The organism is Streptomyces sp. NPDC111516 (assembly GCF_055635345.1).
On record NZ_JBVKBV010000003.1, the window covers coordinates 338,439 to 350,774 of the forward strand.

A 12,336-nucleotide genomic window follows, 5' to 3' on the forward strand; every position below is an offset into this window, starting at 1 on the left:
ATTGGATAATTTGTCGAACTTATCGAGGTTCTTGGGGCGCTGCTTATCGGGTACGCGGTCGGGGTGGACGTTGCGCGAGTTGCCGGGCCAGCGTACGGCCCCCTGAACATGCCCGACCCCAACCCGAACAGGACACCGGCCAAAGCCGCTCCGGCCGACCGCTCGGTCGGCTTCCCCGAGGGGAGCGTTCGGTTCAACCGACTTCGCGGTGTGCGTGCCAGGCGGTCGCGGCGGTCGCGAGGCGCAGGGTCCACGGGTCGGGATCGGCGGTGCTGATCTCGGACCAGACGTTGGCGTTGGCGGCGCCGAAGGCGGTGATGCCCTCGGCGGGGGCGGTGCGCCAGGAGGGGATCTCGGCGGCCCAGCGTTCGGCTGACGTGGGGGTGTGGCCGGAGGCGATGAGCCAGATGACCCAGTAGCCGGCGTCGAGCCAGGCCGCTCCACGGGTCGCCCAGGCCCAGTCGACCAGGCAGGCTCGGTCACCAGAGATGGCGTGGTCGTCGACGAGGACGTTGGCGTTGTTCAGGTCGGTGTGGAGGAGATGGCTCCCGGCGAAGAAGCGGAGGTCGTCGGGGCGGGCGGCGTAGTGCTCCAGGCGCTGCTCGGCATGGCGGAGCTCGATGCCGGGGCAGGGGGTCTCGCCGAGGCGGCGCAGGAGGGCAGCGACCTCGGGGAGGTCGGGGGAGCCGGGGGAGTAGTCGGCGTGGTGGCCCCCGAGGGCTTCGAAGCCGAGGAGGTCCCAGCCGGCGGTCTCGACACGCCAGAGGAGAGCGGGGGCCAGGCCGGTGAGGAAGGGGGCGACGACGGCTTCCCGGCGCTGGGTCCAGGCGCGGGGGTGGTCGGTGCGCAGACCTTTGACGTGCCAGGTACCCGTGGCGGAGGTGACGCGGGCCGCGATCTCGCTGTTGAACCCCTCGGCGGCCTCCGCGACGGCGAGAAGAGGGCCGGTGTGTTCTTCGACGGCGGCGCGGGCGGCGGACGGCAGCCGGTCGAGGCCGATGCGGGTGGTCGCCATGGGGCTTCACTCTTCCACGGGTGCGGGCATGTGGGTGCTCAGTGGTGCGGGGGCTTCGGGTGGATGAACGTCCCGAAGCCCCTGCGGTTCTGTCCGGCCCGGTGTCTACCGGTACGGGTTGTCGTCGTTGCAGCCCGGGATGGCTCCCTCGGCCAGCACCTCCAGGTCGTCCAGGAGGACAACCCCCTCGGGCTCCTCCGTGGCCGGCGGCCGGGGGCTGATTTCCACCATGACAGCGGTCATGACGCTTCCTCGCTTCCGTGTTGGCAGTAGGTGTTCAGTGGTGCCTTCGCCTCCTGGTACGCCTTGGCGAGCGGTCGGCAGACCCGGCAGGTGCCGGAGAGCTGACAGCCGCCGCAGCCACCGGTGCGAAGCATCTGGGCATCGGCGATGCCGGGCAGACGGAGGAGTCCGTCCAAGCCCTCGGTCATGAGGTTGATGGGGTTCTCGCGGCCGACCTTGCACATGGTCGCCAGACCGTGCGGGTCGACGTGGAAGAAGGTGTGACCGGCGGGGCAGCCCTTGAAGACGCTGCTCTTGTCCAGGAAGCCAGGGGCCTGCGCGGCGAGGGGTTCGGGCGTGCCCGTGTACGTGGGGGAGATCGTGCCGTACTCCTGACGGCTTGCCCCGTACCGCTCCGCGAGGGCGCGCATGGCGTCCAGCTCGTGGGCGTTGTGCCGGGTGATGATCAGCGCCAGTTCCAGCGCGATGCCGGCCTCGCGTGCCGCGACGAGCCCCTTCTCGACCAGCTTGAACGCTCCCGCCTTCCGGGTGAGCGAGTCGAAACTGTCGGGGGTCGCCCCGTAGAGGGAGACGGTCACCTTGTGCGGCGGCAGGTCGCGCAGGAGCTCGATGATCTCGGGGCGGTGGAGCCGGGAGCCGTTGGTCAGGATCTCGATCAGCATCCCCGAGCGGTGGGCGAGCGCGTACGCGTCCAAGAAGTCCCGGTCGATCAGCGGCTCGCCGCCGGTGAACTGGAGCCACAGCACTCCGGCGTCCCGCAGCAAACGCAGGAGCCGGACCTTGTCCGGCCAGGGCAGTCCCTCGAACTTCCGCTCCGCGAGGTAGCAGTGCTCGCAGTTGAAGTTGCAGCCCTTGTTGATCTCGTATGTGGCACGGCCGTAGCCGAGACGGGTCTCAGGGCGTACGAGCACGGCGTCCCGCATGGCCGTGTCCGCCAGTTCCACGTTCCAGGCCGCTCGGGCGTGGTCGAGGAGCCAGGCGGGCAGAGGGCTGCTGCTCTCTGCGGTCGAGGCCAGCTCTTCGTACAGCGTCCGGGGGATGCGCATGCCGCCCTTGGAACCGGGGCGGGCGATCAGGAACGTTCCGTTGTACGGGCTCGCGATCAGCTGGGGCACGGGACCTCCTCCAAGGTGTCTTCCCAGGTGTGCTGATCGGAGTGGTCGGCGAACAGGCAGCAGCCCTCACCGTCGGGCCCCGGGGCGACCGCCGGGCAGTCCGGCAGTACGGCCAGCTCCAACGCCGTCGTACCGGGCCAGCGGAGCCACAGCGCGGTCCCGTACTCGCCGGCGTCCGCAAGGAGGCCGAAGTGCTCACCGTCGTCGTGCGCGGACAGCTGGCACTGCACGGCCCTGTCCACACACTCCGCAGCCGACCTCTCCCGCGCTTCCCGCGCCAGATCCATGGGCACCCAGCGCCAGTGCGTGCACCGCATCACGACACCCGCCGAAGGGCGCCCACCGAGTACTGCTCCGCGCACCGACGGCAGGCGCACGGCGGGAAGCCACCCGGGTTGTCCGGGAGTGCCGGGTCGTCATCCACGCGTACCTCGGTAAGAGGCCCCCACGTCTGGCCGGAGTCGCGCGAGACCCGCAGCGTCATCCGTACGTCGTCCTGTCCGTTCGCCATGGTCAGGAGCATCGCGATCCGGAGGCTCCACCAGAAAGGCCAAGCGGATTACCCAACTTGGGTACCATCAACCTTGGTTGACCAAGTGCAGCGATCCGTAGTCCTCATGCCGGAGCGTGCCCGATGCCCGAGCCACCTCGCTCGAAGGAACTCCCGGTCAGCCTGCTCACGGATCCAGCGATGATCGAGGCATGCCGGGCGAGGGACTTCGGCCGCGTCTTTCAGCTGGTCAAAGCGCGAGCAGGCATCTATCCGTCGATGATCGCGCGTCGCTGCGACCTCACCCCGAGCCGTGTGGGTGAAGTGATCGCCGGACGAAGGCAGTTGCTGCACATGGACGTGATCGAACGGATCTCGGACGGGCTGCGCATCCCCGGGCACATGCTCGGCCTTGCCCGACGCTCCTGGGAGACCCCGCAGAGTCTGACGGTCACGCCCCGAGAACCGGCCGAGGCCCCGGTCCCAGTTGTCGAGCCCCTGGCCGCAGGGCTGCCGGGAGCGGATGTGGACAGCATCCTCGCCATGGCGGCCGAGCGGGACCTCAGCCCGTCGACTCTGGACGCGCTGCACTCGTCGATCGCGGACTACTGGCGCCGGGACGACGAACACGGTGGCGAGACCTTACGGCCCGCGGTCGTCGGCCAGCTCCGGTACGTCGTCGATCTCCTCAAGGAGCAACGTCCAGCTCCTCTGCGGGACGGCCTGCACAGCATCGCCGCCGAACTGGCCCGGCTCACCGGATGGACCTACTTCGACGCCCGCCAGTACAACCAGGCACGCGCCTACTTCACCGAATCCCTCGGCCTGGCCAAGGCCATCGACGACCATCGGTTCATGGCCAACGTCCTCGCCTGCATGAGCCTCCAAGCCACCTACCAGGACAAGCCCGGCGACGCCCTCGCACTCGTCACGGCGGCCCAGGACCAGGCCCGAGCGGTCACAGGGACGACACCGCGCGTCCTAGCCATGCTCGCGATGCGCGAAGCCTTCGCCCACGCCACCCTCGGCAACCGCAGCGCCACCCATACGGCGATCTCGGAGGCCCACACCCACTTCGGTCGGATCAGCACCGGCGATCCGGACCCGGCTTGGGTCGCCTACTTCGACGAGCCGAAGCTGATCGTGGACACCGGCATCGCGCACGGCCGCCTCGGCGAAGCCGCCCTCGCCGAACCACTGATCGCGGACGCCCTACGCCGTGAACACGAATCGAATCACCGAGGCCGCGCCTTCCACGCTTTCTGGCTCGCCCGTACCCAGCTCCAGCGCGGCAAACTCGACGAGGCGTGCCACACGGCCATGGACGCCTTGGCCCCGGCGGCGGCCGTCAGTTCGCAACGAGTCGCAGGCCACCTCAGTGAGTTCTACGAGCAGTTGGAGCCTTTCCGCCGGGATCCGGCCGTGGTGGCGTTCGAGGCCCGGCTTCGGGAAGTGCTGCCCCGTCAGGTCAGCGGATCGCCTCGTCCATGAGCACGTAGAGCAGCCCGACGAGGGAGCCGCTGCTGACGATCTCGCGGCGGTCGATCATGCCCCGTACATCGGCCAGCGGGATCCACTCGATCCGGTCCGACTCGTTCTTCTCGGTCGGCGGTCCTTCGTACGTCGCGCCGTCGGCCCGGAAGACGTGGTGCTGGGAGTCGGTGATGCCGTTGGCCGGCTCGGCGTAGATGAGCGGCTTGATAGGGCCGGGCCGCCAGCCGGTCTCCTCAAGAACCTCACGCGCGGCGGCGTCGGCGGGACTCTCCCCTTCCTCGACGAGACCCATCGGCAGTTCCCAGGCCCACGAGTCCGTGATGAAGCGGTGCCGCCACATCATCAGGATCTCCTGCCGCTCGTTGACAACGGCAGCCACGGCCAGGTGCCGAAGCTTGACGACGTGGTACTCCCATCGGCGTCCGTCCGGTTGCTCCACATCGGTCAACCACAGGTTGACCCACTGGTTCTCGTAGATCGGACGTTCCCCGTGGATCTTCCACTGCATCGCTGCGGCCCCTCTCGATCGGCGTCCAGCATCGCAGAGCCGCCTGCGCTCTGCGACTGTCGTCTGGCAGTCAATAGAGCTGATTTGCTGCCCAATGTGACTGGGCTCTGGGATGGGGGGGAATCGGTTTGATATCAGCCCGGGCTTGGGTGGACATCTTCCGAGCGTCAGACGAAGCGGGGTGGTCTGACTCTCGGGGTCTCCTTCAGGAGAGAGTCGAAGGGCAAGTAAAATTCTGGGACTGCTCGTCGCATGTTTGCGTGGCCAATGGCCGAGCCTATTGCAGTGTTGAGATATCCAGGGATGCCCAAGGTGTTGCAAAGGTCGAGGGCGTGGGATAGCTCGGCTGATTCGATAGAAAGAAGTCTTTCAATCTCGTGTTCATTGATAACTGGCCCCACGAGTGCGCGCATCGCCGTCTCTTCGATGTCCTGCATTCCGTGGACTTCGAGGAGATCTAGGAGCTCTATCTTAGTGATAGCGTTTACCGTGTAGCGATACTCGTCGGCCTTTGTCAATCTAGCGATAGGGGTGCCCATCAAAAGGTGGGCGTCGATCATCTCCTTATCCGTAAAGCCTCGATTGAAGAGCCCGGGAAGGTTCATTCCGGCATATTTGCCCAAGGTTAAAGTTCCCATGGTGGGGATGACGCACCCCAAGCCCGCAAGATAATCTAGATCCGATGGCCGGATTGACTCGATGCTCTCGATGAGCGGCCTGAGCATGCCAGCTATTGCTGATGCTATTTCGCTAACACTGCTCGCATGTGCTGGCATAATTTGCTTCATCAAGAGATTGCAGGAGAGAAGAGCGAGGTGCGGACCAGAAAGACTCTCCGCCAGGTCTATCGCCTTGGATACAGCTAGCTGTGCCGTACTTCTCTCTTGATTATGTTTCAGTCGCTCGAATAGCAATTCGATCAAAACGTCGCCAAGCTCAGGATCTCCGCTTTTGGCGTAACCTGACTGAGCGGAGAACAGCACAGACTGTATGCCAGGGTCATTTAGTTGACCGAGAGGAGGGTTATCCCATCCGTAGATCCCGTCGATGAAGTGATCGATGAACTCTCCAGCACGGAGTTGGGCTGTGCTCCATGCCTCATTGGCCAGCCGGGTGAAGTTTTCCCGAAACACCTCCATGGCCGTTTCCCTTGCGATATCTTTCGCATCTCGGTATCCGATCCCGATGTGGACCCCCCCGCCAGCCTGAACGTTGATCGACTTATCGCCGCTTGATTGCTTCTGGGTGATCCACTTCCTCATCGCGGACTGCCGAATCTGTTATCATTGCCGATCGAAATGTCGGACCCGGCTTGAATGTTTACGGAACTTGCGCCGCTCTGCTGTGACTGTCGCGTGGGGTTATTTTGTACAGCATTTTCACGCGTGCTGAATAGCTGATGGAACCCGATGGCGGCCGCAGTAAGGCCGAAAATGGATCCGACGATGCTGCCTAGCATCGCGGCCCTTTCGAGCCCGAGCCACACGCTGAGACCGATGATTCCGATACCGGTGATGGCGGTCCCGCCCCAAAGCATCCGCCGTTGAGTGATCGTCATGGTCCAAGTTTCCACGCGTCTCCTTGGCCTGTCAGCTGTTTGACGGAAGAAGTTGGCTCCTCTACGCCGGTGCTGCTCGTGTTGCGAAGTCGGTGAGATGCGTACATGTGACGACCAAAGTGGCTGGAGTCCGGGACGGTGAGCTGAACGAGGAGCCGGCGGCATAGCAACCTCTGAGATCTTCAGTCGCCAACCGGCTGCGCTATCTCTTACAGCGGAGGTGGCATCACGGCTCGGCGCCCACCTGTGGTAACCGCAGCAGTCTGTTTGCCTCAGAGGTTGCCGGCCGCACCCGCACGGACATCCCCAAGCCAAAGTTCAGAAAGGCATACCCTAAGCACCGTCCGCCTGTAATAATGCGAAAATGAATTCTTCGGCGGCGCTAGAGCTGAGCCCGGGTTCCCTTCAGGCGATCGTTATTGATGCAAATGCTTTTGGTAAAGGTCTACCCAACCTGGACCTTCTGCGTCGATTGGCTGACCTGGCTACTCGTGTTGGGATTGAGACATGGGTGCCTGAGCCGGTGGCATGGGAGTGGGCTGAGCATTTGTCCCGAGAAGTTGAGGCTTTTCGCGTGACGGTCTCGCCCATATTTCGCACAATGCAGAAGGGGGGCCTTGCAGCAAAAATGCCTATTCTGCCTCAAGGGGGCGATAGAGGAATTTCTGGGGAGTTCCTCGGGAATCTCTCTGCTGTCCCTGGAATCACTCTTGTCAAACTTACTGGTGACTCGGCGATGGAAGGTCTGCGTGATCAGATACTTCAAACAGGGCCGGGGCGTCGCAAGGACGGCGTCAAGACCGGCGCGTCGGATTCCGCTTGGTTGAGGGATGTTTTGCGCAAGGCTGGGGGAGACTTTGAGAGCATTGTGCTCCTGAGTAGCGATCGGGATGTCGCGGCGACGTGTAGAGAGCTTCGTGTGAACCCTCCGCGTATGCTGAACATCCATGATCTGAATAAGACCCTATTCCAGTTTGTGAGCGGGCCTGAAGGTTTGGCCCGTCGAATTGAGCTACACTTCGCCGAATTGATTTCTGATCTGCGGGCGAACACCTATGATGGCTGGGTGGAGCCAGATATCGATCTCGGCCATTTTGATGCGGATCCGAGCTTCCTTTTGGAAGACCTCCAGGGGGCTCAGTGTCAGATTCACAGCGTTACGCTCCGTCATCTGCATGAGGTTCTTAGTGTGACGGACATCGGAACCGAATTCGAGTTCGACGAAGAACGTGGTGAAGGTGAATCCGGAGCGCTTAGGGATCTCACTCTGGATGCCGTTGTTGAATTTCGTGCAGACATCGATGTGTCTATCTATGATATTGACGCCGATGGTGAGATTCAGATGGATGTGCATTCGCTCTACGATGTGAGGATTGTTGCTTCGCTTCTCGTGGAAATCTCGCAGGGGGTAATCAGCTACTGCACTCCGCTAGCGAACTCTCGCATCGAAGCCCTAGAGAAGCCTCAACGACTGGCGCCATCGTTGACGCCATGGCCGGCGGGCCGCGTGTTTGAGTGACGCGTACCCAGTTGTTCCTTGTGGGCGTAGTGCTGGAGCCGGTGGACCAGGCATGGACCACGTCGGAGAGTACCCGGGCAGGGAAGAGGCAAAGGGCCAGTTCAGACGAGTGAAGTTATCCGTAGTACAACTCTCTTGAAAACCGTCGTGGCAGCGATGTCACCGTGGGTTCAAATCCCACACCCACCGCCACACGTCGGCGAGCGCGCTGACCGGAAGGGGCGCCCCTCATCAGGGGTGCCCCTTTCTCGTGGGGCCGGGCGTTCTGGGCCGGTGGTCCACAAGTCGTTCGGCCTGTGCGCCTGCGGGGCCACTCCGAACGGTCCGGGCTTCGGCGGCGGTGGTACGGGCAGCGGAAGGTTCTGTGCTCCTGGCGTTGCCCCGTACGCATTCGGCCCGACGCACGGGTGGGGACCGTTGAGTACGTCGGTGTCCGCTCGATGAGAGACCAGATGCAGTCGATCTCGTTGCCTGTCACGTCGTCGGGCTCGACGGTCCGGACGGGGCGGTCCCGGGCCCGTTCTCGTAGCTCGTGGCGAGGCGGGCTGCCGAGGCGATGGTGGAGCGGGCTTCGCGTTCGGTGAGGCCGGTGCGGACGGCGGCGTGGGTGAGGGCGTCCGCCAGGGCGTCGCCGAAGCCGTGTTCGTAGGCGCGGCAGGCTGCCCAGAAGAGCCGTGTGTTGCGCTGGCCCTCGTGTGCCGCGAGGACGAACCGGACCAGTCCCCGGCCCTGTTCGGGCCGGGCCGCGGGGTGGTGAGGGCGTGCGGGGGGCTTGAGCAGGTGCAGGAGTGCGCGGGGGCAGGGGGCCGGCGGGAGGTCGGCGGTGCCCGGGGCGAGCCGGTACGTGCCATGGGCGGTGACCGAGCCGGGGCCCACCAGGTAGCCGCCGGCGCCCCGGACGTCGATGCCGGGGGCGAGGCGGCTCGCGGAGTTCGGTACCCAGACGCCGGGCGGGCCGGTCAGCCAGATGTGGCGGCCGCCGCTGGGCGTGAGCACGATGACGGTCGGCGGGATGGTGAACAGGTGGTGCAGCGCGAGTTGCCGGAGCGATGCGGCGGAGTCGCTTCTGCCGGTGGTGTCGATGTCCAGGTCGATGCCGATGAGGTGGTGCGGGGGCCGGCCGCACGCGATGCCGTAGCCGGTGGCCCAGGGGGCGGCGGCGAAGAGGGCGCGGACGGCGGCAAGGTTCGTGGTGGCGTCGTGGACGCCGTGTCCGGGAAGGCCGCAGGCGCCCCGGCAGGTGACCGGCCGGTCCTCGTTCCGGTGCGGAGAGGGCAGGGCGGGGAGCTTTCCGGCGGAGAGCGGGATGACGGGGAGCCCGCGCTCGGCGGCGGAGAGTGCGTGAGCCAGGGCCAGGGTGGCGGTCTGCCGGTCGATGGTGGCCATGGCTTTATTTTCGTACAGATGTTCGAGGAAGGGAAGAGTGTGAGGGTGTCGGTCGGCTGGGGTGCCGGAACGCTTCTTCTCTTGCGGGGTACGGGATCGGGCGGGGCCGGTGGCTGTGGGAGGGGGTGCGGGAGCGGTGCGAGCCGAGGCTTTGGCGGCGCTCGAGGGTTTATCAGATGTTCCTCACGCTTGCGGGGGAATCGGATCGTGTGGGTGGTTCGACGGGGATCCGGTGGGCAACTCTGCCGTCGCGACGTCGTGACCAAGCCGGGGCGGTCGGCCAACTGCCCCGGAACAAGCCGTACTTTCGGTTCCTGGAGGAATTGACATGGCAAGCATCCGTACCGCTCGTGCCGTCGCCGTTGTTGCAGCCCTGCCTCTCGCCGCCGCACTTTTCAGCGGCGTGGCCCAGGCCGACAGTGGCTCGTTCGCGAACGACGGATCGAACGCGGCTGTTGCCACGATCGCCGGCAGCGGCGTCGGCGGTAACAACTCCGGCAATTCGTCCACATCGCAGCAGCAGGCCGTCGGCTCCGGCGCGTCGAACCGGAGCAACTCCGCGCAGGTGAACGGATCGGCGTTCACCGTGGTCGACCAGCACAACGAGTACCTCGCGGTGAACTTCACCAAGCTCTGGTGAGCCGGGGCCCGGTCATGGGCCGGTCGGGGGGTCGGTTCACGGCTGGTTGAACGGCGGCCTGCGCGAAAGCACCTGGGTGCACTCGCGCAGGCCGCTTCGCGTTGTACCGGTGGCCGTGTCGGGGTGTCGTCGACCTTGACAGGGCAGGCGGATCTGACGGACAGTCAGAAACCCTGAGTGTGTGCCCGAATCCGTACGTCCGTATCCGTACGCCTGTGTCCGGGAGGCAGCTGTCGTGCACCTCGCCCAGACGGAGCGTCAGCAACAGCTGCGCGCCGAACTCCGTACGTACTTCCGCAAGGTGATGCCCAGGAGGGATGCGGGGGCGGCGCCCGGGGCCGAGGCCCCGGCCGGGCAGCGCCGTCTGCTGCGCCGGATCGGCGCGGACGGGATGCTCGGACTCGGCTGGCCAGTCGAGTACGGCGGCCAGGGCCGCGGAGCCGACGAGCAGTTCGTCTTCTTCGACGAGGCCTACCGGGCGGGGGCGCCCGTCTCGATGGTCACCCTCAACACCGTCGGACCGACGCTGATGAAATACGGGACCGACGAGCAGAAGGCGTACTTCCTGCCCAGGATCCTCCGCGGCGACCTCGTCTTCGCCATCGGCTACAGCGAGCCGGAGGCCGGTACGGACCTCGCGGCGCTGCGCACCAGGGCCGTGCGGGACGGTGACTCCTGGGTGATCGACGGGCAGAAGATCTTCACCAGCAACGCGCAGAACGCGGACTGGATCTGGCTCGCCTGCCGTACGGACCCGGATGCGCCGAAGCACCGGGGCATCTCGATCATTCTGGTTCCGACGGACGCCCCCGGGTTCTCCTGGACGCCGATCGAGACCGTGGGTGGGCTGACCACGACGTCCACCTACTACGACGGGATACGGGTGCCCGTGACCCATCTGGTCGGCGCGGAGAACGACGGCTGGGGGCTGATCACCAACCAGCTGAACCATGAACGGGTTGCTCTCGCCGCCATCGGAATGCAGGCCGAGGACTTCTACGAGGCGGCACTCGCCTTCGCCCGCACCCCCGACCCGGTCACGGGCCGGCGTCCGGTCGACGAGCCGTGGGTGCGGACCCGGCTGGCCGAGGCGTACGCCCGGCTGGCGGCGACGCGCCTGCTCAACTGGCGCCTGGTGGGGGATGTCGGCGCGGGTTCCCTGGCGCCCGGCGAGGCGAGCGGCGTGAAGTTCGTGGGGACCGAGAGCGCGGTCGAGGTGTACCGGATCTGCCAGGAGATCACGGGCGAGGCCGGGACGATCCGGGGCGGTTCGCCCGGCGCCTTCGGGGACGGGGAGCTGGAGCGGATGAACAGGGCGGCGCAGATCAACACCTTTGGGGGCGGAGTGAGCGAGGTGCAGCGGGAGATCGTCGCGACCATGCGGCTCGGCATGAAGAGGGGCAAGCGGTGACGGGCGCGCGGGAACGGCGGGCGGAACGGGGCGGGCCGGACCGGTTGTACGAGCGGCTCAAGGTGTTCGAGGGGCGGGCCGCCGCGACCGCGGGCGTCGGCAAGGATCCGGTCAACGAGCCGATGATCAGGCACTGGTGCGAGGTGATGGGGGACACCGGCCCCGCCTACGCGGGACCGGACGCGATCGCCCCGCCGACGATGCTGCAGGTGTGGACGATGGGCGGTCTGTCGGGGCACACCGACCGCTCCGAGGCGTACGAGGAGCTGTTCGGGCTGCTCGACGGCGCGGGCTGCACCTCGGTGGTCGCGACCGACTGCGAGCAGGAGTATCTGCGGCCGCTGCGGCCCGGCGACCGCATCACGTTCGACGCGGTGATCGAGTCCGTCTCGGAACGCAAGACGACCAAGCTGGGGACGGGGTACTTCGTGACGACGCGCATGGACGTCCGCGCGGAGGGGGAGCTCGCCGGGACACACCGCTTCCGGATCCTCAAGTACGCGCCGGCCGCGGCGAAGGGGGCGACGCGTCCCGGCGGCCGGAGCCCGCGCCCGAGGCCGGTGATCAACCGGGACAACGCCGGGTTCTGGCAGGGCGTCGCCGAGCACAGGCTGCTGATCCAGCGGTGCGGCGAGTGCGCCACGCTGCGCTTCCCCTGGCTGCCCGGCTGCAACGCGTGCGGCTGCCAGGAATGGGACACGGTCCAGGCGAGTGGCGACGGCACGGTTTTCAGCCACGTTGTGATGCACCACCCGCCTTTCCCCGCCTTCAGCGCCTCCGACGGGGGCGGGCCGTATGCGGTGGCGCTGATAGAGCTGGCGGAGGGGGTGCGGATGGTCAGCAATGTGATCGGGGTGCCGTACGACAAGGTGCGGACGGGAATGCCGGTGCGGCTGGAATTCCTCCGCGCAGACCCGGAGTTGGAGCTTCCGGTCTTCCGGGGAGGCGAGGGCTGAC

General features: G+C 66.1%; 14 protein-coding genes. 5 read left to right on the forward strand and 9 right to left on the reverse strand.

Features of this window, described 5'->3' with window-relative positions; all coding sequences use genetic code 11:
- Window positions 1-193 precede the first annotated feature (193 nt).
- The 5 genes from ACZ7L9_RS09500 to ACZ7L9_RS09520 form a co-directional block, all read right to left on the reverse strand.
- Complete coding sequence (locus tag ACZ7L9_RS09500) at window positions 194-1,015, reverse strand: aminoglycoside phosphotransferase (protein WP_471413949.1); 822 nt, start codon at window positions 1,013-1,015, stop codon at window positions 194-196.
- Window positions 1,016-1,120: 105 nt separating this feature from the next.
- Complete coding sequence (locus ACZ7L9_RS09505; protein ID WP_471413950.1) at window positions 1,121-1,258, reverse strand: hypothetical protein; 138 nt, start codon at window positions 1,256-1,258, stop codon at window positions 1,121-1,123.
- Window positions 1,255-2,373 carry a radical SAM protein gene (locus ACZ7L9_RS09510; RefSeq protein WP_471413952.1) on the reverse strand — a complete coding sequence of 373 codons (1,119 nt, stop codon included), beginning with the start codon at window positions 2,371-2,373 and terminating at the stop codon, window positions 1,255-1,257. Before ACZ7L9_RS09510 ends, ACZ7L9_RS09505 begins: the two co-directional genes overlap by 4 nt.
- Complete coding sequence (locus ACZ7L9_RS09515) at window positions 2,361-2,615, reverse strand: hypothetical protein (RefSeq protein WP_471413953.1); 255 nt, start codon at window positions 2,613-2,615, stop codon at window positions 2,361-2,363. The genes ACZ7L9_RS09510 and ACZ7L9_RS09515 overlap by 13 nt, the downstream gene beginning before the upstream one ends.
- A gap of 74 nt (window positions 2,616-2,689) precedes the next feature.
- Window positions 2,690-2,884, reverse strand: a complete 195-nt coding sequence (locus ACZ7L9_RS09520) for a hypothetical protein (RefSeq protein WP_471413955.1) — start codon at window positions 2,882-2,884, stop codon at window positions 2,690-2,692.
- Between the two features lie 123 nt (window positions 2,885-3,007).
- Here ACZ7L9_RS09520 and ACZ7L9_RS09525 point away from each other — a divergent pair, with 123 nt between their 5' ends.
- Window positions 3,008-4,354 (forward strand): hypothetical protein, encoded by a 1,347-nt coding sequence (locus ACZ7L9_RS09525; RefSeq protein ID WP_471413957.1) that lies wholly within the window; start codon window positions 3,008-3,010, stop codon window positions 4,352-4,354.
- On the opposite strand, the gene ACZ7L9_RS09530 is transcribed toward ACZ7L9_RS09525, so the two are convergent.
- The 3 genes from ACZ7L9_RS09530 to ACZ7L9_RS09540 form a co-directional block, all read right to left on the reverse strand.
- A complete protein-coding gene (locus ACZ7L9_RS09530) occupies window positions 4,332-4,865 on the reverse strand; it encodes an NUDIX hydrolase (RefSeq protein ID WP_471413958.1) in 534 nt (177 codons plus the stop codon). The genes ACZ7L9_RS09525 and ACZ7L9_RS09530 overlap by 23 nt on opposite strands.
- A gap of 167 nt (window positions 4,866-5,032) precedes the next feature.
- Entirely contained in the window at window positions 5,033-6,127 is a 1,095-nt protein-coding gene (locus tag ACZ7L9_RS09535; protein ID WP_471413959.1) for an LPO_1073/Vpar_1526 family protein, read from the reverse strand.
- Window positions 6,124-6,423, reverse strand: coding sequence for a hypothetical protein (locus tag ACZ7L9_RS09540; RefSeq protein ID WP_471413960.1), 300 nt, complete (start codon window positions 6,421-6,423; stop codon window positions 6,124-6,126). Before ACZ7L9_RS09540 ends, ACZ7L9_RS09535 begins: the two co-directional genes overlap by 4 nt.
- 364 nt (window positions 6,424-6,787) lie before the next feature.
- Between ACZ7L9_RS09540 and ACZ7L9_RS09545 the strand changes: the two genes are divergently transcribed.
- Window positions 6,788-7,942, forward strand: a complete 1,155-nt coding sequence (locus ACZ7L9_RS09545; protein ID WP_471413962.1) for a hypothetical protein — start codon at window positions 6,788-6,790, stop codon at window positions 7,940-7,942.
- 474 nt (window positions 7,943-8,416) lie between these two features.
- Here the strand turns inward: ACZ7L9_RS09545 and ACZ7L9_RS09550 are convergent, their stop codons facing one another.
- A complete protein-coding gene (locus ACZ7L9_RS09550; RefSeq protein WP_471413963.1) occupies window positions 8,417-9,328 on the reverse strand; it encodes a bifunctional DNA primase/polymerase in 912 nt (303 codons plus the stop codon).
- Window positions 9,329-9,656: 328 nt separating this feature from the next.
- On the opposite strand from ACZ7L9_RS09550, the gene ACZ7L9_RS09555 reads away from it, so the two are divergent.
- From ACZ7L9_RS09555 to ACZ7L9_RS09565, 3 genes are all read left to right on the forward strand, one after another.
- On the forward strand, window positions 9,657-9,968 hold the full coding sequence (locus ACZ7L9_RS09555; RefSeq protein ID WP_471413965.1) for a hypothetical protein: 312 nt from the start codon (window positions 9,657-9,659) through the stop codon (window positions 9,966-9,968).
- A gap of 235 nt (window positions 9,969-10,203) precedes the next feature.
- Window positions 10,204-11,379 carry an acyl-CoA dehydrogenase family protein gene (locus tag ACZ7L9_RS09560; RefSeq protein ID WP_471414133.1) on the forward strand — a complete coding sequence of 392 codons (1,176 nt, stop codon included), beginning with the start codon at window positions 10,204-10,206 and terminating at the stop codon, window positions 11,377-11,379.
- On the forward strand, window positions 11,376-12,335 hold the full coding sequence (locus tag ACZ7L9_RS09565; protein WP_471413968.1) for a bifunctional MaoC family dehydratase N-terminal/OB-fold nucleic acid binding domain-containing protein: 960 nt from the start codon (window positions 11,376-11,378) through the stop codon (window positions 12,333-12,335). Before ACZ7L9_RS09560 ends, ACZ7L9_RS09565 begins: the two co-directional genes overlap by 4 nt.
- The last annotated feature ends 1 nt before the right edge of the window (window position 12,336 follow it).

Coding starts and splice junctions, on each gene's coding strand:
- ACZ7L9_RS09500 (WP_471413949.1), bottom strand. CDS start 1,015: ATGGCGACCACCCGCATCGGCCTCGACCGGCTGCCGTCCGCCGCCCGC.
- ACZ7L9_RS09505 (WP_471413950.1), bottom strand. CDS start 1,258: ATGACCGCTGTCATGGTGGAAATCAGCCCCCGGCCGCCGGCCACGGAG.
- ACZ7L9_RS09520 (WP_471413955.1), bottom strand. CDS start 2,884: ATGGCGAACGGACAGGACGACGTACGGATGACGCTGCGGGTCTCGCGC.
- ACZ7L9_RS09525 (WP_471413957.1), top strand. CDS start 3,008: ATGCCCGAGCCACCTCGCTCGAAGGAACTCCCGGTCAGCCTGCTCACG.
- ACZ7L9_RS09530 (WP_471413958.1), bottom strand. CDS start 4,865: ATGCAGTGGAAGATCCACGGGGAACGTCCGATCTACGAGAACCAGTGG.
- ACZ7L9_RS09535 (WP_471413959.1), bottom strand. CDS start 6,127: ATGAGGAAGTGGATCACCCAGAAGCAATCAAGCGGCGATAAGTCGATC.
- ACZ7L9_RS09540 (WP_471413960.1), bottom strand. CDS start 6,423: ATGACGATCACTCAACGGCGGATGCTTTGGGGCGGGACCGCCATCACC.
- ACZ7L9_RS09545 (WP_471413962.1), top strand. CDS start 6,788: ATGAATTCTTCGGCGGCGCTAGAGCTGAGCCCGGGTTCCCTTCAGGCG.
- ACZ7L9_RS09550 (WP_471413963.1), bottom strand. CDS start 9,328: ATGGCCACCATCGACCGGCAGACCGCCACCCTGGCCCTGGCTCACGCA.
- ACZ7L9_RS09555 (WP_471413965.1), top strand. CDS start 9,657: ATGGCAAGCATCCGTACCGCTCGTGCCGTCGCCGTTGTTGCAGCCCTG.